This is a genomic window from Microbacterium sp. S308A+, from assembly GCF_049800815.1.
Taxonomy (GTDB): Bacteria; Actinomycetota; Actinomycetes; order Actinomycetales; family Microbacteriaceae; genus Microbacterium.
This window is the reverse complement of record NZ_JBNAFT010000001.1, coordinates 927255-949844: the sequence shown is the minus strand read 5'-3', so window position 1 is coordinate 949844 and position 22590 is coordinate 927255. Positions and strand designations below refer to the sequence as shown.

At 71.8% G+C, this 22590-nt stretch carries 21 protein-coding genes; 7 read left to right on the top strand and 14 right to left on the bottom strand.

Annotated elements, in window-relative coordinates; genetic code table 11:
• Window positions 1-24 precede the first annotated feature (24 nt).
• The 7 genes from ACP15J_RS04445 to ACP15J_RS04415 form a co-directional block, all read right to left on the bottom strand.
• Window positions 25-618, bottom strand: coding sequence for a GNAT family N-acetyltransferase (locus tag ACP15J_RS04445; protein ID WP_424935264.1), 594 nt, complete (start codon window positions 616-618; stop codon window positions 25-27).
• A 143-nt stretch (window positions 619-761) separates the two neighbouring features.
• Entirely contained in the window at window positions 762-1913 is a 1152-nt protein-coding gene (locus tag ACP15J_RS04440) for a mannitol-1-phosphate 5-dehydrogenase (RefSeq protein ID WP_424935265.1), read from the bottom strand.
• Entirely contained in the window at window positions 1913-2344 is a 432-nt protein-coding gene (locus ACP15J_RS04435; RefSeq protein WP_424935266.1) for a PTS sugar transporter subunit IIA, read from the bottom strand. Before ACP15J_RS04435 ends, ACP15J_RS04440 begins: the two co-directional genes overlap by 1 nt.
• A gap of 82 nt (window positions 2345-2426) precedes the next feature.
• Window positions 2427-3992: a PTS mannitol transporter subunit IICB gene (locus ACP15J_RS04430; protein ID WP_424935267.1), complete on the bottom strand. Its 1566-nt coding sequence runs from the start codon at window positions 3990-3992 to the stop codon at window positions 2427-2429.
• Between the two features lie 53 nt (window positions 3993-4045).
• Window positions 4046-5635: a phosphoenolpyruvate--protein phosphotransferase gene (gene ptsP / locus ACP15J_RS04425; protein WP_424980886.1), complete on the bottom strand. Its 1590-nt coding sequence runs from the start codon at window positions 5633-5635 to the stop codon at window positions 4046-4048.
• Window positions 5636-5691: 56 nt separating this feature from the next.
• Entirely contained in the window at window positions 5692-5973 is a 282-nt protein-coding gene (locus tag ACP15J_RS04420; RefSeq protein WP_424935269.1) for an HPr family phosphocarrier protein, read from the bottom strand.
• Window positions 5970-6269 (bottom strand): PTS sugar transporter subunit IIB, encoded by a 300-nt coding sequence (locus ACP15J_RS04415; RefSeq protein WP_424935270.1) that lies wholly within the window; start codon window positions 6267-6269, stop codon window positions 5970-5972. The genes ACP15J_RS04420 and ACP15J_RS04415 overlap by 4 nt, the downstream gene beginning before the upstream one ends.
• A gap of 222 nt (window positions 6270-6491) precedes the next feature.
• Between ACP15J_RS04415 and ACP15J_RS04410 the strand changes: the two genes are divergently transcribed.
• Window positions 6492-8354, top strand: a complete 1863-nt coding sequence (locus ACP15J_RS04410; RefSeq protein ID WP_424980885.1) for a BglG family transcription antiterminator — start codon at window positions 6492-6494, stop codon at window positions 8352-8354.
• 36 nt (window positions 8355-8390) lie between these two features.
• Here ACP15J_RS04410 and ACP15J_RS04405 read toward each other — a convergent pair whose 3' ends face one another.
• Genes ACP15J_RS04405 through ACP15J_RS04395 form a run of 3 tightly spaced genes read right to left on the bottom strand, consistent with a single transcriptional unit; the run spans window position 8391 to window position 11157 of the window.
• Window positions 8391-8645: an HPr family phosphocarrier protein gene (locus ACP15J_RS04405; protein ID WP_424935272.1), complete on the bottom strand. Its 255-nt coding sequence runs from the start codon at window positions 8643-8645 to the stop codon at window positions 8391-8393.
• A gap of 2 nt (window positions 8646-8647) precedes the next feature.
• Window positions 8648-10330: a phospho-sugar mutase gene (locus ACP15J_RS04400; protein WP_424935273.1), complete on the bottom strand. Its 1683-nt coding sequence runs from the start codon at window positions 10328-10330 to the stop codon at window positions 8648-8650.
• Window positions 10327-11157 (bottom strand): purine-nucleoside phosphorylase, encoded by an 831-nt coding sequence (locus tag ACP15J_RS04395; protein ID WP_424935274.1) that lies wholly within the window; start codon window positions 11155-11157, stop codon window positions 10327-10329. The genes ACP15J_RS04400 and ACP15J_RS04395 overlap by 4 nt, the downstream gene beginning before the upstream one ends.
• 108 nt (window positions 11158-11265) lie before the next feature.
• Here ACP15J_RS04395 and ACP15J_RS04390 point away from each other — a divergent pair, with 108 nt between their 5' ends.
• On the top strand, window positions 11266-12705 hold the full coding sequence (locus ACP15J_RS04390; RefSeq protein WP_424935275.1) for an NAD(P)H-quinone dehydrogenase: 1440 nt from the start codon (window positions 11266-11268) through the stop codon (window positions 12703-12705).
• 43 nt (window positions 12706-12748) lie between these two features.
• On the opposite strand, the gene ACP15J_RS04385 is transcribed toward ACP15J_RS04390, so the two are convergent.
• Window positions 12749-14515, bottom strand: a complete 1767-nt coding sequence (locus tag ACP15J_RS04385) for an acetyl/propionyl/methylcrotonyl-CoA carboxylase subunit alpha (protein ID WP_424935276.1) — start codon at window positions 14513-14515, stop codon at window positions 12749-12751.
• A gap of 97 nt (window positions 14516-14612) precedes the next feature.
• Entirely contained in the window at window positions 14613-15272 is a 660-nt protein-coding gene (locus ACP15J_RS04380; protein ID WP_424935277.1) for a Maf family protein, read from the bottom strand.
• 33 nt (window positions 15273-15305) lie between these two features.
• Between ACP15J_RS04380 and ACP15J_RS04375 the strand changes: the two genes are divergently transcribed.
• The 4 genes from ACP15J_RS04375 to ACP15J_RS04360 are packed head-to-tail and all read left to right on the top strand — an operon-like array spanning window position 15306 to window position 19522.
• Window positions 15306-16592, top strand: coding sequence for a class I SAM-dependent RNA methyltransferase (locus tag ACP15J_RS04375; RefSeq protein ID WP_424935278.1), 1287 nt, complete (start codon window positions 15306-15308; stop codon window positions 16590-16592).
• A gap of 29 nt (window positions 16593-16621) precedes the next feature.
• The gene (locus ACP15J_RS04370) at window positions 16622-17287 is read left to right on the top strand and encodes a response regulator (protein ID WP_424935279.1); all 666 of its coding nucleotides are present in this window, start codon (window positions 16622-16624) and stop codon (window positions 17285-17287) included.
• A complete protein-coding gene (locus ACP15J_RS04365; RefSeq protein WP_424935280.1) occupies window positions 17277-18503 on the top strand; it encodes a hypothetical protein in 1227 nt (408 codons plus the stop codon). Before ACP15J_RS04370 ends, ACP15J_RS04365 begins: the two co-directional genes overlap by 11 nt.
• On the top strand, window positions 18500-19522 hold the full coding sequence (locus ACP15J_RS04360) for a hypothetical protein (RefSeq protein ID WP_424935281.1): 1023 nt from the start codon (window positions 18500-18502) through the stop codon (window positions 19520-19522). Before ACP15J_RS04365 ends, ACP15J_RS04360 begins: the two co-directional genes overlap by 4 nt.
• A gap of 326 nt (window positions 19523-19848) precedes the next feature.
• Here ACP15J_RS04360 and ACP15J_RS04355 read toward each other — a convergent pair whose 3' ends face one another.
• Window positions 19849-20088 (bottom strand): acyl-CoA carboxylase subunit epsilon, encoded by a 240-nt coding sequence (locus tag ACP15J_RS04355; protein ID WP_424935282.1) that lies wholly within the window; start codon window positions 20086-20088, stop codon window positions 19849-19851.
• A complete protein-coding gene (locus ACP15J_RS04350) occupies window positions 20085-21674 on the bottom strand; it encodes an acyl-CoA carboxylase subunit beta (protein ID WP_424935283.1) in 1590 nt (529 codons plus the stop codon). The genes ACP15J_RS04355 and ACP15J_RS04350 overlap by 4 nt, the downstream gene beginning before the upstream one ends.
• A gap of 100 nt (window positions 21675-21774) precedes the next feature.
• On the opposite strand from ACP15J_RS04350, the gene ACP15J_RS04345 reads away from it, so the two are divergent.
• Window positions 21775-22542 carry a biotin--[acetyl-CoA-carboxylase] ligase gene (locus tag ACP15J_RS04345; RefSeq protein ID WP_424935284.1) on the top strand — a complete coding sequence of 256 codons (768 nt, stop codon included), beginning with the start codon at window positions 21775-21777 and terminating at the stop codon, window positions 22540-22542.
• The last annotated feature ends 48 nt before the right edge of the window (window positions 22543-22590 follow it).

Genomic DNA, 22590 nt, shown 5'->3' with positions numbered 1-22590 from the left:
CCGCTCGGGGCAGAGAGGTGGCGCTCAGTCCGCGTGTCGACGGTCCAGCCGGGCGTCCAGGCCGTGGCGGACCGCAGGCCACTCGTGCGGGAGGATTGAGTAGACCGCGGTGTCGCGCAGTGAGCCGTCTGGCATGATCCGATGGCTGCGGAGGATCCCGTCGAGCTTCGCGCCGAGACGTTCGATCGCGGCACGGGAGCGATGGTTCATCGAGTGGGTGAACAGCTGGACCGAGATCGCGTCGCACTCCTCGAACGCGTGCCCCAGGAGCAGTCGCTTGGCGGCGGGATTGACCTCGGTTCCCTGCGCTTCGCGGCCGAGCCAGGTGTAGCCGATCTCCACCCGCCGGTGGGGCTGGTCGATGTTGCAGAACGTGGTCATCCCGACCAGGCGCTCCGAGGAGAGACGGCGGATCGCGAAGGGGTTCATCGTCCCGGCGTCCCGCAGCGCGAGGCGCCGGTCGATCTCGGAGGGGACCTCCTCCGGCGAGGGGACGGAGGTGTACCACGGGCGCTCCGCCTCGGACGAGGCCGCAGCGAGCTCCTCGGTGTGATCCACGTGGAGCGGTTCGAGGCGGACGAAGCCGTTCTCCAGGGTGACGGTCGTGGCGAACTCCATGCCCCGAGCGTAGTCCGGCCGTCGCCCCGGCTGTCTGCGGGGCCGATCGCGCTCGTGCCGATCGGAGCGGCTCTGCCGGCCGGTCCCGCTTCCCGGCGCCGGCGGAGGTGTCCTGATCCGACCGGGCTCCGCCGGCGGGCGGGTCAGAGATCGGCCTGGCGCGCCGAGACCGCCTCGCGGACGGAGGGGAACAGAGGATGCTCCGCCGTGAGCCCGGTGACCTCCGTGGTGAGGCCCTCCCCGTCCCGGGTGCGCAGGAGCACCTGCAGCCGGACGGACTCGTCGTCCTCGGGAACGTCGAACGCCAGGGCGGCGCCCACCGCGGCGACGAGCGCCGTGGTCGAAAGGCCCCGTTCCGCGGCGGTGGCGGCGGGGGCGATGAACCGCTCGTGACGCGAGAGCTTGCGCAGCGGCTGACGGCCGACGCGCGTGACCGTGTCGGGCAGCTCGGGGTTGCGGAAGCGGTCCAGGATCGTCGCCCGGTAGGCGGCCAGCTCCGCCGGGTCCAGTCCGCGAGTGGCGGTCAGCACCGCGGCGGTCTCCTCGAGCGCCGCCTCCACGGCCTGAGCGACCTGCGGATCGGCGAGCGCCTCGGCGATCGTCCCGTGCCCGGCCCGTGCCCCGTGGTACGCGGCGGCCGCGTGCCCGGTGTTGACGGTGAAGAGCTTGCGCTCGATGTACGGGGCGAGATCGTCCACGAAATGCGCGGCGGGGAGGTTCGGGAGACGTCCGCCGAACGGTCCCGACTCGATCGCCCACTCGAAGTAGGGCTCGACGACGACGTCGATTCCGCTCGCCGGCTGCGCGGCGGGGACGATCCGGTCGACCGCGGTGTTCGCGAACACCGCGCGGGCCAGCAGCGTCGTGGCGTCGTCGCCGGCGGCGGCCTCGACCTCGGCGCGGAGGAGGTCGGTCGCGCCGATCGCGTTCTCGCACGCCATGATCGCAAGGGGAGGAAGGTCGGAGGAGCGGCGGGTGAGCCCTGCGACGATCGTCGGTGCGACGAAGCGGAGGACGGTGGGGCCGACCGCGGTCGTGACGAGGTCCGCCTGGGCGATCTCGTCCGCGACGCGCTCGGGGTCCCGCCCGCTGTCGACGGCGTGGAAGCCGGTCACCTCGTGATCCCGGCCGCCCGGTCCCGCCTCGTGCACGGTATAGCGGTCAGCGGCATTGATCGCGTCGACGAGCGTCGAGGCGACGTCGGAGAAGACGACGTCGTACCCGCCCTGGTGCAGGATCAGGCCGACGAACCCGCGCCCGATGTTGCCGGCGCCGAAGTGGACCGCGGTCGGCATCAGCCGTTCACCTCCGAGAGGAGGGAGAGAAGCTCCTCGGGGGTCGCGGCGGCGGCGAGCCGCGCGACGTCGTCCTCCTCGGAGAAGAGGATCGCGATGCGGGACAGGATCTCCAGGTGCTCGTCGTCGCGTCCGGCGATCCCGATCACGAAGGTCACCGGGTCGCCCGCCCAGTCCACGCCGCCGTCGTAGCGGACGACAGCGAGAGCCGAGGCGAGGATCTCGTCCTTGGCCTCGTTCGTGCCGTGCGGGATCGCCAGGCCGTTGCCCATGAACGTGGACACCGTCTGCTCGCGCGCGCGCATCGCGTCGAGGTAGGCGGGGGTCACCGCCCCGGCGGCGCCGAGGAGTCCCGCCACTTCGCCGAGGGCCTCGTCCTGGGTGGCGGAGCCGGAGTGGATGCGGATCTGGTCGAGGGTCAGGATGCTCATCGGGGTTTCCTCTCTGCAGCGGACGACGTCCGCGATCGGTGGGACGGGAGGGCGGGCGGATGGTCTCTCCGCCCGCCCGGGATCAGGCGCCGGGCTCCTGCTGTCGGCGGACGAGCTCGACGACCTCCTCGTATTTCGGCGAGTTCATGAAGTTGTCGACGGAGACGTGCATCGCGTTCGGGCTCTGCGCACGCGCGCGATCGGTCAGCTGCTGCTGGGTGATCACGAGGTCGGCGGTGGCGTCGAGGTTGGCGATGGCCTTGTTGACCACGGTGACGCCCTCGATCCCGGCCTTCTTGAGCTTGTTGCGCAGCACGCTCGCGCCCATCGCGGAGGAGCCCATGCCGGCGTCGCAGGCGAACACGATGCTCGTGACCGGCGCCGCGGGCGAGGCAGCGGGCGTCGTCGTCTCCGTCGTCGCCCCGGCGGAGGACGCCAGGCCGGAGAGCGCGTCCGAGGACTTGCCCTTGTTGGCCTCGGTGCGGCGGATCGCCTCGGCGAAGGAGCCCGTGCCCGCGGCCTCCGCGGCCAGGTCGCGCTTGCGGGAGGCGCGCAGGATCACGGCGGCCACGAGGAAGGTCACCGCGGCCGAGAGGACGACCGAGAGGATCACCGCGAGATAGGCGCCGGTCGCCGTCTGCGCGAGCACGGCGATGATGCTCCCCGGAGCGGCGGGTGCGCGGAGGGCGCCGCCCAGCAGCATGTTGGTGGTCACTCCGGTCATCCCGCCCGCGATCAGCGCGAGGATGAGCGCCGGCTTCATCAGCGCGTACGGGAAGTAGACCTCGTGGATGCCGCCGAAGAACTGGATGATCGCCGCGCCGGGAGCCGTCGCCCGCGCCGCGCCGACGCCGAGGACGGCGAAGGCCAGGAGGAGCCCGAGGCCAGGACCGGGGTTCGCCTCCAGGAGGAAGAGGATCGACTGGCCCGACTCGGTCGCCTGCTGGGTGCCGAGCGGGGTGAGCACGCCGTGGTTGATCGCGTTGTTGAGGAAGAACACCTTCGCCGGCTCGATGAGGATGCTCGTGAGCGGGAGCAGGTTGTTCTCGACCAGCCAGTTCACCGCGGTGCTCAGCACGTTCATGAGGCCGTTGACGAACCAGGCGATCGGGTAGAACCCGACGATGGCCATCGCGAAGCCCCAGATGCCTGCCGAGAACATGTTCACGAGCATCTCGAAGCCGGCGCGGACCTTGCCCTCCCAGAGTCTGTCGAGCCATTTCATCGTGTAGGCGGCGAGGGGCGCCATGATCATCGCGCCGATGAACATGTGCACCTGACCGAGGGGCGCCGCGTCAGGGTCGGCGGCGAGGATCTCGGCGTTGTAGTTCGCGATGAGGAGGTCGGAGCCGGCGATGGCGCCGAACGTCGCGATCGCCGCGACGACGCCGCCGCGGACCGCGTAGACCATGGAGCCGCCGGTGTAGGCGATCAGCAGCGGGAGGAGGTAGTGGATCATCGGGCCGACCAGCGTCGCCAGCCCCTCGTTCGGCGTCCAGCCGACGGGGATGAAGAAGGCCGTGATGATGCCCCATGCGATGAGCGCGGGGATGTTCGGCATGATCATGCCGGAGAGGAACGTGCCGAACCGCTGCACGGCCACGCGAACGGAGCCGGGCTGAGCGGTGGGGGGTGACGTCGTCGTCATGGTGGTCGCTTTCTGTGCGGGGGTGGGTGTCGGGCAGGAGCGGTGGTGACGGGTCAGGACGACGCTGACGCGGCGGCGCGCGCGCTGGAGGCGTCGTCCGCGGCCATGGCAGCCGCGGCGATCCGTCGGGCGTCGTCGAGGGTGTGGGCGGCGAGCGCGCGGCGGACGTCGGCGAGCGCGGAGGGAGCCATCGAGAGCGATCCGACGCCGAGGCCCGCGAGCACGACGGCGAGGAGCGGGTCCGCGGCGGCCTCGCCGCACACTCCCACCGGCTTGCCGAGGAGGCGTCCGGCCTCGCCGACCTCGGCGACGAGACGGAGGACGGCGGGGTGCCACGGGTCCTGGTAACCGGCGACGGAGCCGAGCAGCCGGTCTGCGGCCATCGTGTACTGGGTGAGGTCGTTCGTGCCGATCGAGGCGAAGTCCGCCTCCCGGAGGATCCGGTCGGCCAGGAGAGCCGCGGAGGGGACCTCGATCATGACGCCCGTCATCCGCAGGCCCAGCTCTCCGGCGAGGGCGGAGAAGTACGCGGCCTCCTCGACCGTGGCCACCATGGGGGCCATGACCCACAGGTCGGCCTCGGTCTCGGCGTCGGCCTCGGCGAGGGCGGTGAGCTGCTCGCGGAGGATGTCCTCGCTCGCTCGCAGCGCGCGGAGGCCGCGGAGGCCCAACGCAGGGTTCTCCTCGTGAGCGTCGTTGAGGAACGGGAGGGGCTTGTCGGCGCCGGCGTCCAGCACCCGGACGACGACCTTCTTGCCGGGGAAGGCGGTGAGCAGCTCACGATACGCCTCGCGCTGCTGGGACACGGTCGGGGCCTGCGTCGCGGAGAGGAACAGGAACTCGGTGCGGAAGAGCCCCACCCCTTCGGCGCCCCGCGAGACGGCCTCTGCCGCGTCGGCGGGCCTTCCCAGGTTCGCCAGCAGAGCGATAGGCGTGCCGTCGGCGAGGGCACCGGGGGAGGCGGGCGCGGCGTCCGCGGACCGCCGGTCGGCGATCCGCTGCGCGGCGCGCTCCTGATCGTCCTTCCCAGGATCTGCGACGACGGTGCCGGAGGCGGCGTCGACGATCACCGGCGTCCCCGTGGCGAGGTCCCGGGCCTCGGCGGCGCCGACGACGGCGACGATGCCCTTCTCACGCGCGAGGATCGCGGTATGCGAGGTCGGTCCGCCCTCGAACGTCACCAGGGCCAGGACCTTCTCCAGGTTCAGCAGCGCGGTGTCGGCCGGGGCCAGGTCGCGGGCGACGAGGACGAACGGGTGGCCGGGATCGGGGACTCCGGGTGCCGGGAGCCCCCGAAGCTGTGCGAGGACCCGCTGCGAGATGTCGTCGAGGTCCGCGGCGCGCTCGCCGAGATAGCCGCCGACGGCCTCGAGCGTCGCCCGGAAGCCGGCGAACGCGTCGTGCACGGCCCATTCGGCGGTGACGCCGTCGTCGATCCGCGCGTCCACCTCGTCCTGCAGCGTCGGGTCCTCGGCGATCATGGCCTGCGCCTCCAGGACCTCCTGCGCCGATCCGCCGGCCTCCGCGCCACGGCGCTGGAGCTCGCCGGCGACGGCGGCGACGGCCACGCGCACGCGACGGCGCTCCTCATCGGCGCCGATCGCGCTGGGCGTGCTCTGCGGAGCGGGGAGGGGCTCCGCCATCCGGACGACCGCGCCTTGGGCGACCCCCTGCCCGATGCCGACGCCGCGGAGCGTCCTCACGCCGCGTCCTCGTCGTGGTCGGTCGCGAGGAACTCGGCGAGGACGTCGAGCGCTCGCTCCGCGCCCTCTCCCTCGGCGGAGAGGGTCACGTAGTCGCCCTGCTCCAGGCCGAGAGCGATCACACCGAGGATGCTCGCGGCATTGGCGGGCTTCCCTGCGTCCTTCGCGATGGACACGGCGAGACCGGTGTCCTTCGCGGCCTGCGCGAAGAGCTTCGCCGGACGAGCATGGAGTCCGTGGGACGAGGCGATGCGAACGGTACGGGTGATGGCGGTCATGGCGTTCCTTCCCAGGCGGTGGCCTCGATGAGGGCGAGCGTCTGTCTCCCGTCGAGGTCGGCGAAAGCGTCTTCGGGCAGCACGACGACACGCGCCCGTGGCGCGGATCGTACGATCTCCTCACGGCGGTCGGCGACGTGCGGCCCTATCAGGACGAGGTCGGCGAACGGGCTGAGGGCGTCGATCGCCGTGGCGGCGACCTCCCAGTCGTGGCCGGCGGCGAGCGCTGCACGGCGTAGTCGCGCCGCCACGAACGTGCTCGAGGCGCCGGCGCCGCACACCACATGGATCCTCATCGATGCCCTTTCCTCCTCTGCCATTCTTTTTCCGCGTCGGGGGAAGGGCCACCAGGATCTCTTCCGCCCCCGCGGAACCCCGTCTCCGACCCCCTTCGCCGCGCCACCTGACATCATGAGGAGGGACCGCGCGCGGCGCGGAGGGAACGGGCGGAGCGGAGGAACGTGTCGGTTCGGCGTCAGGATCGGTTGCTGAGCGCACTGCTGCGCGACGGCGCCTGGATGACCGCCGCTCGCCTCGCGGACGTGCTAGGGGTGACGCCGCGGAGCGTGCGCAACTACGTCGCGGCCCTCAACACGCGGGTGCCGGGCGGAGACGCCGTCGAGTCCGGTCCTGCCGGTTATCGGGCGGGAACGGCGGCCGGGGCGGCGCTCCGGGCCCGATCCGGCGCCGAGACCACTCCGCGTGCGCGGCTGCATCGGCTCGTGCGGGCGCTCCTGTCCGCTCCCGCCGGGATCGACGTCTACACGACAGCCGAGGACCTGCACGTGAGCGAGGCCACCCTGGAGGCCGACCTCGGGCGGGTCCGCTCGCTCCTCGAGGGGACGGGGCTCGCCCTGGACCGGGAACGGGAGACCGTGCGCCTCGGCGGGCCGGAGGAGGCGCAGCGGCGGCTGCTGAGCAGACTGGCGCACGACGAGATCGAGGCTGCAGAGTTCCCCGTCGACCCCTTCCGATCGGCGCTGGAGGGAAGCGTCGTCTCCGCCGAGGCCGTCGCCCCGTTCAAAGCCGACCTCGTCGCCGAGCTGGGAGCTCTCGGATACTACGTCAACGAGCTCGCGATCTCCGACGTCCTGCTTCACATCGCGATCGCGGCCGACAGGGTCGCGGCGGGCCGTGCGATCGACCGCGCGGCGGACGACGTCGACGAGCACGGCGCCGTCGCCGAGGTCATCGGACGGCTTTCGCGCCAACGCCTCGGCGTCGAGCTGGGCGCAGGGGATCGGGCGCACCTCGCGCGGCTCGTGCTCACCCGGGTCGTCGCGCCCGGCTCGGCGGACCCCGCCGCCGCCGCCCGCGCGGGCCTGGATCCCGAGGTGGAGGCCGCGGTGCGGGTGGAGGTCGAGCAGGCCGCCGCGGACTATCAGGTCGACCTCGTCGACGAGGCGTTCATCCTGCGCCTCGCCCTGCACGTGCAGAACCTCCGGCGGCGCGTGCAGGAGGAGACGCGGACCCGCAACCCGCTCACCCGCTCGCTGAAGTCCGCCTACCCGATGATCTTCGAAGTGGCGGTCTCGGTCGTCAGCGGTCTGCACGAGAGGCTCGGCCTGCGGATCGACGACGACGAGATCGCCTATGTCGCGATGCACATCGGCGGGCGCCTCGAGCGCAGCCGTCGCGCGGACTCCCTGCTCACCGCGACGATCGTGTGCCCCGGCTACTACGAACTGCACGAGGTGCTGCGTTCGCAGGTGGACCGGTCGCTGGGCCCCGCCATCGAAGTGACCGGGGTCGTCACCCAGATCGATCCGGACTGGGCGGGGATCGACACGGATCTCGTGCTGAGCACGATCGACCCGCCGACGGGGTCGGACCGGGTGGTGCGCGTGCAGCCGTTCCTCACGGACGCCGACGTGGAACGGGTCCAGCAGGCCGCCGCGCGGGTTCGGCGCGCGCGGCGGCTCACCCGGCTGCGGGACGAGCTCGGGCGATACCTCTCCGCGGACGCGTTCCTGTGCCCGATCCCGGACGAGGGGGCCGAGGCCCTGATCCGCCGCCTCGGCGCGCTTCTCGAGGCCAGGGGCATCATCGGCGCTGACTACGTCGAGAACACGATCCTCCGTGAGCGCCTGTCCTCGACCGCGTTCAGCGACGCGCTGGCCGTACCGCATGCGCTGCAGATGACCGCGCAGCGCACGGCGATCGCGATCGGTGTCGCCGACGGCTCCGTCGGCTGGGGTGCGGGACGGGTCCAGGTCGTGGCGCTCGCAGCCTTCAGCGAGAAGGACCGGGCAGCGTTCCAGACGATCTTCGAGCAGCTGGTCGAGGTGTTCGGCGAGGGCGAGAGCGTGCAGCGCATCGTCCGCCGTGGCACCACGTTCACCGCCTTCCTGGACGAACTGGTCGCGGTGATCGACGGCTGACCGGGCGGCCGCCTGGACGCGGGTCGGACGAGGCGCTCAGCCCGCGAGGATGCGCTCCAGAGCCCGCAGGAGGTCGTCCGCACCGGGGCCGTCGGCGATGAGGGTCACCTCGTCGCCGGGGAGCAGCGCGAGGTCCATGACCGCCAGCACGCTGCGGAGGTCCACGCGGGTGCCGTCAGCGGTGGCGAGCGTCACAGGTCCCGGATGCGACATGGCCAGCCGGGCCAGCTCCGCGACGGGGCGCGCGTGCGCCCCGCCGGCGGTGCGGATGACGACCGGTCGGACCGGCATCGTCAGCCGAGCCGGTCCAGGAGCGCTCTGATCGCGGCGGCGAGAGCGGCGACGGCGGCCGCGGCGTCGGCGGCCGACTCGGCTCTGGCGTCGATGTACACCTTGAGCTTGGGCTCGGTGCCGCTGGGCCGGACGATCACGCGGGAGCCGTCGGCCAGGCGATAGCGGAGCACATCACCGGCAGGAGCATCGCCGCCCACGGTCAGCAGGTCCTCGGCCGACGACACCGCCCGATCGCCGAACACCGCCGGAGGGTCGGCGCGGAGAGCCGACATGATCCGTTCGATCACGGCGACGTCCTCGACGCGGATCGAGACCTGGTCGCTCGCGTAGTGGCCGATCTCTCCGGCCAGCTCCTCCAGCAGGTCGAGCAGCGTCGCCCCCCGTCCTCGTGCCTCGGCGGCGAGGCCCAGCAGGGCGGCGGCGGCGGAGATGCCGTCCTTGTCGCGGACGGTTCCCGGGTTCACCAGATATCCCAGGGCCTCTTCGTAGCCGAACACCATTCCGGGCGCGCGTGAGATCCACTTGAAGCCGGTGAGGGTCTCGTGGAAGCCGAGCCCATGACGGGCCGCGATCGCCCCGAGGCCGGGGGAGGAGACGAGGGAGCACGCCAGCGACGCCCCCTCGGTCCCCTCTGACTCTCTGGCGGCGCGACGGCCCAGCAGCAGGCCGACCTCGTTGCCCGTCAGTCTCCGCCAGCCCCCGGCAGCCGAGGTGTCGGGCACGGCGACCGCGAGCCGGTCGGCGTCGGGGTCGTTCGCGATCACGAGATCGGCGGACACGTCGCGGGCCAGGGCGAAGGACAGGTCCATCGCCCCCGGCTCCTCCGGGTTCGGGAACGAGACCGTGCGGAAGGTCGGGTCCGGCTCGAGCTGGTCGTCCACCGTCCGGGGAGCGGGATAGCCGGCCGCGGCGACGACGCGCGAGAAGGTGTCCCATCCCACCCCGTGCATCGCGGTGTAGACCCAGCGCAGGCCCGCGGCGCCCTCCGGGGCGGGTGCGACGGCGGCGGTGGCCGCGACGTACGCGTCCACGACCTCTTCCGTCGCGATCTCGTAGGCGGCCGAGCGGGGGAGGGCGGCGACGTCGCCGGCCGCGGCCACCTGGGCGATGCGTGCGGCGATCTCCACGTCCGCGGGAGACACGATCTGCGACCCCTGGTCGTCGCCCCCGAGATAGACCTTGTAGCCGTTGTCGTTCGGCGGGTTGTGGCTCGCCGTGACCATGACGCCGGCGTCGGCGCCCAGGTGGCGCACCGCGAACGCGAGCACCGGGGTCGGGAGCAGACGCGGCAGGAGGACCGCGCGGAGCCCCGCGCCGGCGAAGATCTCGGCCGAGTCCCTCGCGAAGACGCGGGAGTTCTTGCGACCGTCGTAGCCGATCACCACCGTCGGCGTCGTGTCGGCGGCGCGCTCGCGGAGAAAGGCCGCGAATCCGGCCGCCGCCTGTGCGACGACCACCCGATTCATCCGGTTGCTGCCCGCCGCGAGCTCGCCGCGGAGCCCCGCCGTGCCGAAGGCGAGGCGCGCGCCGAAGCGGTCGTCCAGCTCGGCGAGCGCGGTGGCGTCGCCTGCGGCGGCTCGGGTGACGATCGTGGCGAGCTCGTCGCGGGTCTCGGGGTCCGGGTCCTGGCGGAGCCAGGCCCGAGCCTGGGCGAGCCGGTCCTCGCCCGGCTCGACGCTCACAGCGCCTCGATCACGCGCGCCAGCAGGGAGGAGATCACGGGCTCGGCCTCGCGACCCGCCTCGATCACCTCCGCATGGCTGAGCGGGGTCTTCTGGATCCCGGCGGCGAGGTTGGTGATGAGGGAGAAGCCCAGGACCTCCATGCCCGCCTCCCGCGCGGCGATTGCCTCGAGCGCGGTCGACATCCCGACGATGTCGCCGCCGACGGTCTTCGCCATCTGCACCTCGGCGGGTGTCTCGTAGTGGGGTCCGCGGAACTGACAGTAGACGCCTTCGTCGAGCGACGGGTCGACGGTGCGCGCGAGATCGCGCAGCCGGGACGAGTAGAGGTCGGTGAGGTCGATGAAGGTCGCGCCCTCGAGCGGCGAGTCGGCGGTGAGGTTGATGTGGTCGCTGATGAGGACGGGCTGCCCGGGCCTCCAGGTCTCGCGGACGCCCCCGGCGCCGTTGGTCAGCACCATGGCCTTGGCCCCCGTCGCCGCGGCCGTGCGGACGCTGTGCACGACCCGGCGGACGCCGTGACCCTCGTAGTAGTGCGTGCGTGCGCCGATGACGAGCACGTGCTTCCCACCGGGGGTCCGGATGCTGCGCAGCGTGCCCACATGACCGGCGAGCGCGGGACGGGAGAACCCGGTGACCTCGGTGGCCGGGATCGTCGCGACGGTCTCGCCGACGAGCTCCGCGGCCTTGCCCCAGCCCGATCCGAGCGTGACGGCGATGTCGTGGCTCTCGACCCCGCTGAGGCGGTGGATGTCCGCGGCGGCATCGGCGGCGATCGCGAACGGATCGGCGGACGGGTTGTCGAGAGGGTTGTTCGAGTCAGCCATGCAATCACCTTATGGCCAGCGGCCCATCACAGCACGGTCGGACGCGGATGAGCGGATGTGGGACCCGACGATGCGCGTCCGCGGCGCGGAGTACGGGAGAATGGGACCATGTCCTCGACTCCTTTCGCGAACAGGCAGAGCGTCGCCGTCCTCGGCGGCGGTCCCGGCGGCTATGAGGCGGCACTCGCCGCCGCCCAGCTCGGCGCGGAGGTGACGCTCGTCGAGCGCGTCGGCGTCGGTGGCTCCGCGGTCCTCACCGACGTCGTCCCCTCCAAGAGCCTCATCGCCACGGCGGATGCCGCGGTGGCGATCGCCGAGGCCACCGACCTCGGCGTCCAGTTCTATGCGAAGGGCGCGGAGGGCAAGCCCCTCAAGCCCCAGGTCGCAATCAACCTCGCCGCCGTGAACAACCGGCTTCTCACCCTCGCGCGGCAGCAGTCCGACGACATGCGCTCCGCGCTCGTCGAGGCAGGGGTCCGGATCCTCTCCGGTCACGGGCGGCTGGACGGGCCGGGGGCGATCGTCGTGTCCACGGGTCCCGGCGGGACGGATTTCGACCGGGTCGAGGCGGACACGCTCGTCGTCGCCGTCGGGGCATCGCCCCGCGAGCTCGACTCGGCCAAGCCGGACGGCGAGCGGATCCTCACCTGGACCCAGCTGTACAGCATGAAGGCGCTGCCGGAGCACCTCATCGTGGTCGGATCCGGCGTCACCGGGGCGGAGTTCGCCTCGGCCTACATGAACCTCGGCGCGAAGGTGACACTGGTCTCGAGCCGTGACCAGGTCCTCCCCGGCGAGGACCAGGACGCCGCGAAGGTGCTGGAGAAGGTGTTCAAACGCGGCGGGATGCAGGTCCTCTCCAAGTCTCGCGCCGATCGGGTCGAGCGGACCGACGACGGCGTCCTCGTCACGCTCGCGGACGGGCGCACGGTCGAGGGGAGCCACTGCCTCATGGCGGTCGGCTCGATCCCCAACACCACCGCCGTCGGCCTGGCGGAGGCCGGGGTCGAGCTCACCGAGACCGGGCACGTCAGGGTCAATCGCGTCGCGCGGACCTCGGTCCCCAACATCTACGCGGTCGGGGACTGCACGAACTTCTTCCCGCTCGCCTCGGTCGCGGCCATGCAGGGTCGCACCGCGGTGTTCCACGCTCTCGGCGACATCGTCATCCCGCTCGAGCAGCGCAAGATCACGGCGAACATCTTCACCGCCCCGGAGATCGCGACGGTCGGCTTCTCCGAGAAGGACGTCGAGGACGGCGCCGCCGACGGGATCGTCTTCAAGCTGCCGCTCGCCGCGAACCCGCGCGCGAAGATGATGGGCATCAAGGACGGCTTCGTCAAGATCATCGCCCGCAAGGGGTCAGGCACCGTGATCGGCGGCGTGATCGTCGCCCCCAAGGCCTCGGAGCTCATCTACCCGATCGCGCTCGCGGTCGAGCGTCGGCTGAACGTGGACCAGGTCTCCCGCGTCTTCGCGGCATACCCGTCGCTGTCGGGAAGCATCACCGACGCCACCCGCGCGATGCACCAGGTGAACATCTCCTAGCGATCCCGCGTCCGGCGGAGCGGCGAGGGCGCGGCGGGACGGATCAGCTGATCGTCAGGAGCTGGTGCCCGGCGGACACCGTCTCACCGGCGGCCGCGTTGATGGCCCCGATCACGCCGTCCTTGTGTGCCTGCAGCGGCTGCTCCATCTTCATCGCCTCGAGGATGACGACGAGGTCGCCCTTCACGACCTGCTGTCCCTCCTCGACCGCCACCTTGACGACGGTCGCCTGCATGGGTGATTTCACGGCGTCCCCGGATGCGCCGGACGACACGCTCGTCGCGTGGCTTCGTCGCGACGGCGGCACTGCGGCCGGCCGGCCGGCGCTGCCCGCGGCTGCGGCGACGCGGTCGGGCAGGCTCACCTCGAGCCGCTTGCCGCTCACCTCGACGACGACGGTGTGACGGCCTGCGGCTGCCGCCGGCGCTTCGAGCTCTCCATCCCAGGCGGGGATGTCGTTCACGAACTCGGTCTCGATCCAGCGTGTGTACACGCCGAATCCGCCGTCCTCGGCGGTGAACGCGGGGTCGCGGACGACCTTGCGGTGGAAGGGGAGGACGGTGGGGAGACCCGCGACCTCGAACTCGTCCAGCGCACGGCGGGACCGTTCCAGGGCCTCCGCGCGGTCCTTGCCGGTCACGATGATCTTGGCGAGCAGGGAGTCGAAGGCGCCGGAGACCTCGTCGCCTGCCGTCACACCGGAGTCGAGCCGGAGGCCGGGACCGCCGAAGGTCTTGAACGCGGTGACGGGGCCGGGCTGCGGCAGGAAGCCGCGACCGGGATCCTCGCCGTTGATGCGGAACTCGATCGAGTGCCCCTGGGGCGCCGGGTCGTCGTAGTCGATCGCGCCGCCGGCGGCGATACGGAACTGCTCGCGGACGAGATCGATCCCGGTGACCTCTTCGGAGACCGGATGCTCGACCTGCAGACGCGTGTTCACCTCCAGGAAGGAGATGGTGCCGTCGGCGCCGATCAGGAACTCGCACGTGCCCGCTCCGACATAGCCGACCTCGCGCAGGATCGCCTTGGACGACTCGTAGAGGACCCGGTTCTGCTCCGCGGTGAGGAAGGGCGCGGGGGCCTCCTCGACGAGCTTCTGGTGCCGGCGCTGCAGCGAGCAGTCTCGCGTGGAGATCACCACGACGTTCCCCGCAGCGTCGGCGAGGCACTGGGTCTCGACATGGCGCGGCTTGTCGAGGTACTTCTCCACGAAGCACTCCCCGCGACTGAACGCCGCGATCGCCTCGCGCGTGGCCGACTCGAACATCTCCGCAACCTCGTCGAGCTCGCGGGCGACCTTGAGGCCCCGGCCGCCGCCGCCGTACGCGGCCTTGATCGCGATCGGCAGCCCCACCTGCTCGGCGAAGGCCACGACCTCGGCCGCGGTCTCCACGGGTCCAGGGGTCCCGGGAGCGAGAGGGGCGCCCACCTTCTCGGCGACGTGACGCGCGGTCACCTTGTCGCCGAGGGCCTCGATCGCCTCGGGGGAGGGACCGATCCAGGTCATCCCGGCGCCGATGACGGCACGGGCGAAGTCGGCGTTCTCGGCGAGGAAGCCGTAACCGGGGTGCACGGCGTCAGCACCGGCACGGCGGGCGACGGAGAGGATCTTGTCGATCTGCAAGTAGGTGTCGGCGCTGGTGGCGCCGTCGAGCGCGTAGGCCTCGTCGGCGAGCCGCGCGTGCATGGCGTCGCGGTCCTGGTCCGCGTAGACGGCGACGGAGGAGAGACCGGAGTCACGCGCAGCGCGGATGATGCGGACGGCGATCTCGCCGCGGTTGGCGACGAGCACCTTGGCGATTTCAGGCATGGATGTCAGCCTATCGACCGGAGAGCGGATCCTTTTGACGACCCTCGACAAGAATCGCACGGCCCCGTGGGTGGCACTCTACTAAATCCTGTCGTGCTCAGGATGCTCGGCCGCGAGGGGCCCAGAGGTCTGTCCAGCGGATGCCGAGCTCGCCGACCATATGGCGCAGCGTCGACAGCGACATCCCCACGACCGTGGACGGGTCGCCCTCGACGCGCTCGATGAAGGCGCCGCCGAGGCTGTCGACGGTGAACGCCCCCGCCACGTGCAGAGGCTCGCCGGAGGAGACGTACGCGCGGATCTCCTCGTCCGAGACGTCGGCGGCGAAGGACACCGTCGCCTCGGCGACCGCGTGCACCTCGGTCGGCTCTGCGCCGGGGCGCAGCAGATGCACGCTGTGGCCGGAGTGCAGCACCCCGGTGCGACCGCGCATCTCCGCCCATCGCCGCGTCGCCTCCTCGGGGGTATGCGGCTTGCCGTACACCTTGCCGTCGAGGGCGAACATCGAGTCTCCTCCGACGATGATCCCTTCGAAAGCCGGGTCCTCGCGGCGCAGTCGGGCGGCGACGTCGGCGGCCTTGGCCCGGCCCAGCAGCAGGACGAGCTCGGCGGGAGCGAGGGCGGATCCGTGCCGCTCCTCCGCCGCCCTCGCCACCTCCTCCTCGTCCACCTCCGGCGAGAGGGTGAGCGGCTCGATCCCGCTCTGCCGCAGGAGTGCGAGACGGGCGGGCGAGGTGGAGGCGAGACAGACGCGCATGCGTCCACGCTAGCGTCGTGGGATCATCGGGAGGTGAACACCCCCGACGCCCTCCTCGATCTCGACGTGACCGGCATCGCCCACGGCGGTGTCATGGTCGCCCGGCACGAGGGGCGGGTCGTCTTCGTCGCGGACGCCATCCCCGGCGAACGCGTCCGTGTCCGTGTCAGCGACGCGACGAAGGACGCGTTCTGGCGGGCAGAGACGGTCGAGGTCATCGATCCCTCGCCGTACCGTCGCCGGCACGTCTGGGCCGAGGCAGACCTGGACACCCCGCCCGAGGGCCGCCCCGGCGGCGCGGACCTCGGGCACGTCGACCCCGCGCACCAGCGGATCCTCAAACAGCGCGTGCTCGCGGAGGCGCTCGACCGCTTCGCCGGCGTCGCGATCCCCGCACCGGAGGTCGAGGAGGCGGGCGGCGACGGAGACGGCTGGCGCACGCGGCTGACGCTGCACGTCGACGCCGAGGGGCGGGTCGGACCCTATGCCGCGCGGAGCCATCGGGTGGTGACCGTCGCTGATCACCCTCTCGCCCGGCCCGCCGTCGCAGCCGCGGCGCGCGAGCTGGCCGCCGCAGGATCGGAACAGAGGGGAGGGCGGGTCGAGCTCGTGGAGCCGGCGGACGGCAGGGTCAGGATCATCGACCGCCCGGCCCGTGCCGGTCGCCGGGGAGGGGCCGCTCGCCGGCAGGATGCGGCCCGTCGTGCGCCGGAGACCATCCGCGAGCGCGTCGGGGAGCGGGAGTTCGCGCTCGACGCCGACGGCTTCTGGCAGGTGCACCCACGCGCCGCGACGATCCTGGACGTCGCGGTCGCGGACGCGCTCGCCGGGCGCGTCGACCCTGACGCCGCGCACCTGGACCTGTACGGCGGCGTCGGGCTGTTCGCGGCCACTCTGGGACGGCTGGGCGCGCGGCGCATCACGACGGTCGAGGCGAGCGCCAGGGCGACCGCGCACGCTGCGGCGAACCTGGCCGATCTCGGCGTCGAGGCGGCGACGGCACGTGTCGACCGTTATCTCGCCGGGCTGCGCAGGGGAGACCGCGACGATCGTGCGGCGCTCGTGGGAGGGACGGTCGTGCTCGATCCGCCCCGCGCAGGCGCCGGACGTGAGGTCGTCGAGGCGGTCGCCGCCCTCCGGCCCGCGGCGGTCGCCTACGTCGCCTGCGATCCCGTCGCCCTCGCGCGTGATCTCGGCACCTTCCGTGGCCTCGGATATGAGACCGCCTCTCTCCGCGCCTTCGACCTGTTCCCGCATTCGCACCACCTCGAGTCCCTCGCCCTGCTCGTCCCCGACAGCGGCCGGAACGGGGCCTCCTGATCCGGCACTCGCCTGGGTAGGCTGGTGAGATGAGTAGCGTGGCCCTCATCGACGACCACGAGTCCGTGCGGATCGGCCTCTCGGCCTCTCTCGAAGGCGCGGGGTTCGACGTCGTCTTCGCCGGAGCAGGAGTCGGGGAGTATCTCGACCGACGGCGGGCCGCGGCGATGCCGCCGGCTGATGTGGTTGTCCTCGATCTCACTCTCGGCGATGGCACGACCGTGACCGAGAACGTGACCCGTCTGGTCACGGACGGCTCCAGCGTCGTGATCCACAGCGTCGCCGACCGACCTGCCGCGGTGCGCGAGGCGCTCGCCGCGGGGGCGGCGGGGGTCATCAGCAAGTCCTCGCCGCTGGACGACGTGATCGCGGCCGTCCGCACCGTCGCACGGGGAGAGGCGCTCAACAACGTCGAGTGGGCGAGCGCGGTGGAGGGGGACCGGGCCTTCGCCGACGCGTCTCTCTCCACGCGCGAGCGAGAGGTCCTGCGCCTGTATGCGACCGGGCTCCCGCTCAAGGCGGTGGCCGAGCGCCTCGGCGTCGCCTACTCCACCGCCAAGGAGAACATCACGCGGATCCGGGTGAAATACGTCGAGGTCGGGCGGCCGGCGCCGACCAAGGTCGACCTCCTGCGCCGGGCGATGGAGGACGGCATCGTCACCCGGCCGCCGGAGGATCCCTCGATTGTCTCCTGACACGAGCCTGCGCGAGGCCTGGGAGAAGATCCCCTCGCCCGGCGAGGCCGGTCCGGAGGCGGAGCGTTTCGCCGGTCGCAGGATGGAGCGCATCATCGCCATCGTCGTGGCGGTCGGTGCGCTCGCGCTCGGCGCCCAGGCGCTGCTCTCGGCGCTCGCGGGCGTCGACAGCTTCGATACTCCGCATCTGCTGCTCCTGGCCCTCGCGTTCGTGCCATGGGCGGGCATGCTCGTGGCCTGTGTGATCGGACGGGGCGTGCGCATCGCGGCGGGCGCGTTCACGCTCGGCTACCTCGTCGTCCTCATGTCCTGGCCGTTCGTGGCGTTCCCCGGCGATCTGCCGCATGCCCAGCCGTGGATCTTCTTCCTGGTCAACGTCGCGGGCGCCGCCGTGGTCGTCGCGTTCCCCATCGCGGTGCAGGTGCTCTGGGCGCTGATCGGCCCGTTCCTGTATGGTTTCGTGCGACTCGCCCAGGGGGGCTTCGCGCCGGCGTTCGGCGAGACCGTGGCGTTCGACGTGTCGTTCACCCTGATCCTCGGCAGCGTCATCGTCGCGCTCGCGTGGATGTTCCGCTCGGTCGCGACCGGGGTGGACGACGCGCGCGGGCGCGCGGTCTCGTCGTACACTGCCGCCGCCGCTGCGGCGGCCTCGGAGGAGGAGCGCGTGGCGGTGGCGGCGCTCATGCACGACAGTGTCCTCGCCGCCCTCATCGCGGCCGAGCGCGCGCGGACGGACAGGGAGCGAGATCTCGCCGTCGCCATGGCGCGTGAGGCGCTCACCCGGCTCGCGAACGCGGAGGCGTCCACCGCCCAGGAGGGCAGCGAGGAGCCCGTGGAGATCGTCCGGATCGCCGAGGATCTGGAGCGTAGCGTGCGGGAGCTGGACGTCGTGGCCCAGCTCGACTGTTTCGGGCACGGCTCCGTGCCCGACCGGGTGGCGCGCGCGGTGGCTCTCGCCGCCCGCCAGGCGATCGGCAACGCGGTCGCCCACGCCGGAGGGCGGGGGCTCACCATCGTCGTGGAGGGGCACGGGGAGACGGGCATCACGGTGAAGGTCAGCGACGCGGGGGCGGGGTTCGACCTCGGCGAGGTCGCCCCCGACCGTCTGGGGATCCGCGCGTCGATCCTGGCACGGATGGCCGCCGTGGGCGGCACCGCGGTGGTCGAGTCTGATCGTCGCGGCACGAGCGTGACCCTGGGATGGTCCGAACGATGAGGCTCACGGTACGCAGCGTCGCCACCATCCTCGCGATCGGGTTCGCGCTCTACTTCGCGTTCCGGGCACTGTGGTGGACGATCCCGCCGCAGACCCCATGGCTCCTCGTCGTCGCCGTCGTGCTCTTCCTCGGGATGATCGTCCTCGCCGTCACCGTCGGGACGGGGCGCAGGCTCCGCATGCCGTTGCCGGTGGCGGTCGCGGCGCCCGTCACGGGCGCCGCGGTCCCCGTGCTGGTGAACGTCGCGCTGGACCCCTCCGCGTTCCGCGCTCCCTACGCGACCTGGTATGTCGGCGGGGTCGGCTTGATCGGGGTGATCTGCGTCGTGCGACGTCGGCCGCTCCTGGGGTGGCTCGTGCTCGCCGCGCTCGCCACGACAACCTCGCTCTGGATCGGGATCGACGGGGCTCTCGAGCTGGGGCTCGTCGGCTCGACCGTGTGGATCATCGTCGCGCAGCTGCTCGCGGCCTTCTGGGACCGGGCCGTACGCGACACCGATCGGCTGGTCGGGATCCAGCAGGCGGCGTCCGCCTGGCAGGCGACCCAGGCGGTGCGTCGGCGTGAGCGCCGGGAACGCGTGCGCTACGCCCTGGCGGTGGCGGGCCCGGTCCTCGCACGTGTGATCGAGAGCAGGGCCGACCTGCTCCCCGAGGAACGGGTGGAGGCGCGGCTCGCCGAAGGCCGGCTGCGCGACGAGATCCGGGGGGCGAACCTCCTCAACGCGGACGCCCGTCGCTCGATCGAGGCGGCCCGCCGTCGGGGCGCGACGGTGACGGTCTTCGACGAGGGCGGGCTCGACGGTCTCGACGAGGCAGCCAGGGAGCGGGTGCGGAACGAGCTCGCCGTCGTGCTCAGGAGCGCGGACTCCGCGCGGCTGATCATCCGTGCCGCCCCTGACGCCGAGATCGCGGTGACCGTGGTGGGGCGTTCGGCGGCAGGGGAGTCCTCCGACGAGGACGCGGTGGAGCTGTGGCATGAGATCCCGCGCCGGGGCGGGGAGGATCCGTTGCCGGTGTGACGCCAGACGGCGGAAGGCCCCTAGCTGTATCTGGCGGGCGGATCGTCCACCCGCCAGACGGACGTCCACCCCGGTGAAGGGAGGAGAATCCCGGGGTGGGCGTCGTGAGGGCGAGGGGCGGCGAAGCCGCCCGCCCCTCGCCAGGTGCGGACCGGTTACCCGAAAACCGTCCGCGAGAGGACCGGTGATCGTCTGCCTACCCTGTGACAGAGGACCGGTCGAACGCGAAGCGTTGCAAGAAAGAGTCTTCCGGGTCTTAAGACCAATGTCTGTAGGTATTTTGGGGGACATTTGGCGCGGGCCGATCCGGCCGCGTCCGATGCGGATCAGCCGGCGAAGCGACCCCAGGGGATGTCCCGGCGCAGCGGTGTTCGCAGCGCGCGCTGCGTGCGGTTCCACGCCGACACGCGGGGCTCCGTCGCCACGGCGGCGGCTTCTTCGGCGCTGAACGCCTCGGAGAGGACGGCGATCAGCGCCGCGAGCTCCTCCTCCGAGGCTGCACCGCGCAGGACCTGGATCTCGACGGGGGGCGGATTCCCCGCGTCCCCCTGCCCGTGCACGCTCACAGCGGGATGTTCCCGTGCTTCTTCGGCGGGAGCTCCGCGCGTTTGCCGCGGAGGGAGCGGAGGGCCTTCGCGATCGAGACCCGTGTGCTGGCCGGCTCGATGATCCCGTCCAGCTCTCCGCGCTCGGCAGCGAGGAAGGGAGAGGTGACGTTGTAGGTGTACTCGTTGGCGAGCCGCGTGCGCACGGCGGCGACGTCCTCGCCTGCCTCCTCCGCGCGCTTGATCTCGCCGCGGTAGAGGATGTTCACCGCGCCCTGGCCGCCCATGACGGCGATCTCCGCGGTCGGCCAGGCGAGGTTGACGTCGGCGCCGAGCTGCTTCGATCCCATCACGATGTATGCACCACCGTAGGCCTTGCGGAGGATGACGGTCACGAGAGGCACGGTCGCCTCGGCGTAGGCGTAGATGAGCTTGGCGCCACGGCGGATCACGCCGGTCCACTCCTGATCGGTGCCGGGGAGGTAGCCCGGCACGTCCACCAGGGTCACGATCGGGATCGAGAAGGCGTCGCAGAAGCGCACGAAACGGCTGGCCTTCTCCCCGGCCTCGATGTTCAGTGTTCCCGCCATCTGCGAGGGCTGGTTGGCGATGATCCCGACCGATCGCCCTTCGACCCGGCCGAAGCCGATGACGATGTTCGGCGCGAACAGCGGCTGCACCTCGAGGAAGTCCCCGTCGTCGACGACGTGCTCGATCACCGTGTGGATGTCGTAGGGCTGGTTGGGGGAGTCGGGGACGATGGTGTTGAGGGTCCGGTCGGCGTCGGTCGTCTCGAACGGGAAGGCGGTCTCGTACGAGGGGAGCTCGGCCATGTTGTTGTCGGGGAGGAAGCCGAGGAGGGTGCGGGCGTAGTCGATCGCGTCGTCCTCGTCCTCAGCGAGGTAGTGCGCCACACCGGAACGGGTGTTGTGGGTGTGGGCGCCGCCGAGCTCCTCCATGCCGACGTCCTCGCCCGTGACCGTCTTGATCACGTCGGGGCCGGTCACGAACATCTGGCTCGTCTTGTCCACCATGATCACGAAGTCGGTCAGCGCGGGGCCGTAGACCGCGCCGCCGGCCGCTGGGCCCATGATGATGGAGATCTGCGGGATCACGCCGGAGGAGCGGGTGTTCAGACGGAAGATCTCGCCGTACTTGCTGAGGGCGAGCACCCCCTCCTGGATGCGGGCGCCCCCGGAGTCGAGGATTCCCACGATCGGGACGCCGCTGCGGAGCGCGAACTCCATGATCTTGATGATCTTCTCGCCGGCGACCTCGCCGAGCGATCCGCCGAAGGTCGAGAAGTCCTGCGAGTAGACGGCGACGGTGCGGCCGTGGATCGTGGCGACGCCGGTGACCACGGAGTCGCCGTAGGGGCGGGACCTGTCCATGCCGAACGCGGTGGTGCGGTGGCGCACGTACTCGTCGAACTCGACGAAGCTGCCGGTGTCGACGAGCAGGTCGACGCGCTCGCGGGCCGTCATCTTGCCCTTCGTGTGCTGCTTCTCCTTCGCGATCTCCTCCGGCGCGACGACGGCCTCGTGGTAGCGCGCGCGCAGGTCGGCGATCTTGCCGGCGGTCGTGGAGAGGTCAGGCGTATCCGTCACGCGTTCCACCCTAGCGGCGGGCCCGCGCACGACGTTGGATGCCTCGCACAACGAGGTCGCCGTTCGTCTGTAGGTTGCCGTCTGTCGGTAGGGTGTCGGGATGAGCTTCCCGCACACCGCCGCGGCGGCGTCTCGTCTCGACGTGCTCAAGATGACCGGGTCCACCAACGCCGACCTTCTCACACGTGCGGCGGACGAGGACGGGTGGCCGCATCTCTCGGTCCTTCTCACCGATGACCAGCGGAGCGGGCGCGGGCGTCTCGACCGCTCCTGGGTGATGCCGGCCGGTGCGGCGGTGGCCGTCTCGGTGCTGCTGCGCGTGAGCGAGGTGCCGCTCGCTGCGCGAGGGTGGATCCCGTTGGCAGCGGGTGCGGCGATGACCGAGGCTGTCGCCGCGCAGCTCCCCGAAGCGCCCGTCGGCCTGAAGTGGCCCAACGACGTGCTGGTCGGCGGACGCAAGATCTGTGGGATCCTCGCCGAGGCGTCCGGCGCGGACGCGATCGTGGTCGGCGCCGGGGTGAACACGGCGATGACGGCGGACCAGCTTCCGGTGCCCCACGCGACGTCCTTCGCGGTGGAGGGCGTGACCTGCGACGTCGACCTGCTGCTGGCGGGATATCTCGCCCGTCTGGACGCGCTCGTGGCCGGTCTCGCGGCGCACGGCTCCGCGGCGGCGAGCGGCCTCCGCGATCGTGTCGCAGCGCTGTGCCTCACGATCGGTCAGGACGTGCGCGTGGAGCTTCCCGACGGCGGCGACCTCGTCGGCCGCGCGACCGGCCTCGCCGACGACGGGTGTCTTCTCGTCCGTGACGGGGTCGACGAGCGTCCGATCGCCGCCGGCGACATCGTGCACCTTCGTCCCGTCTGACCGGCGAAGCGAGCGGATTCGGCCGGACACACCAGGGGGCTCTCCGGC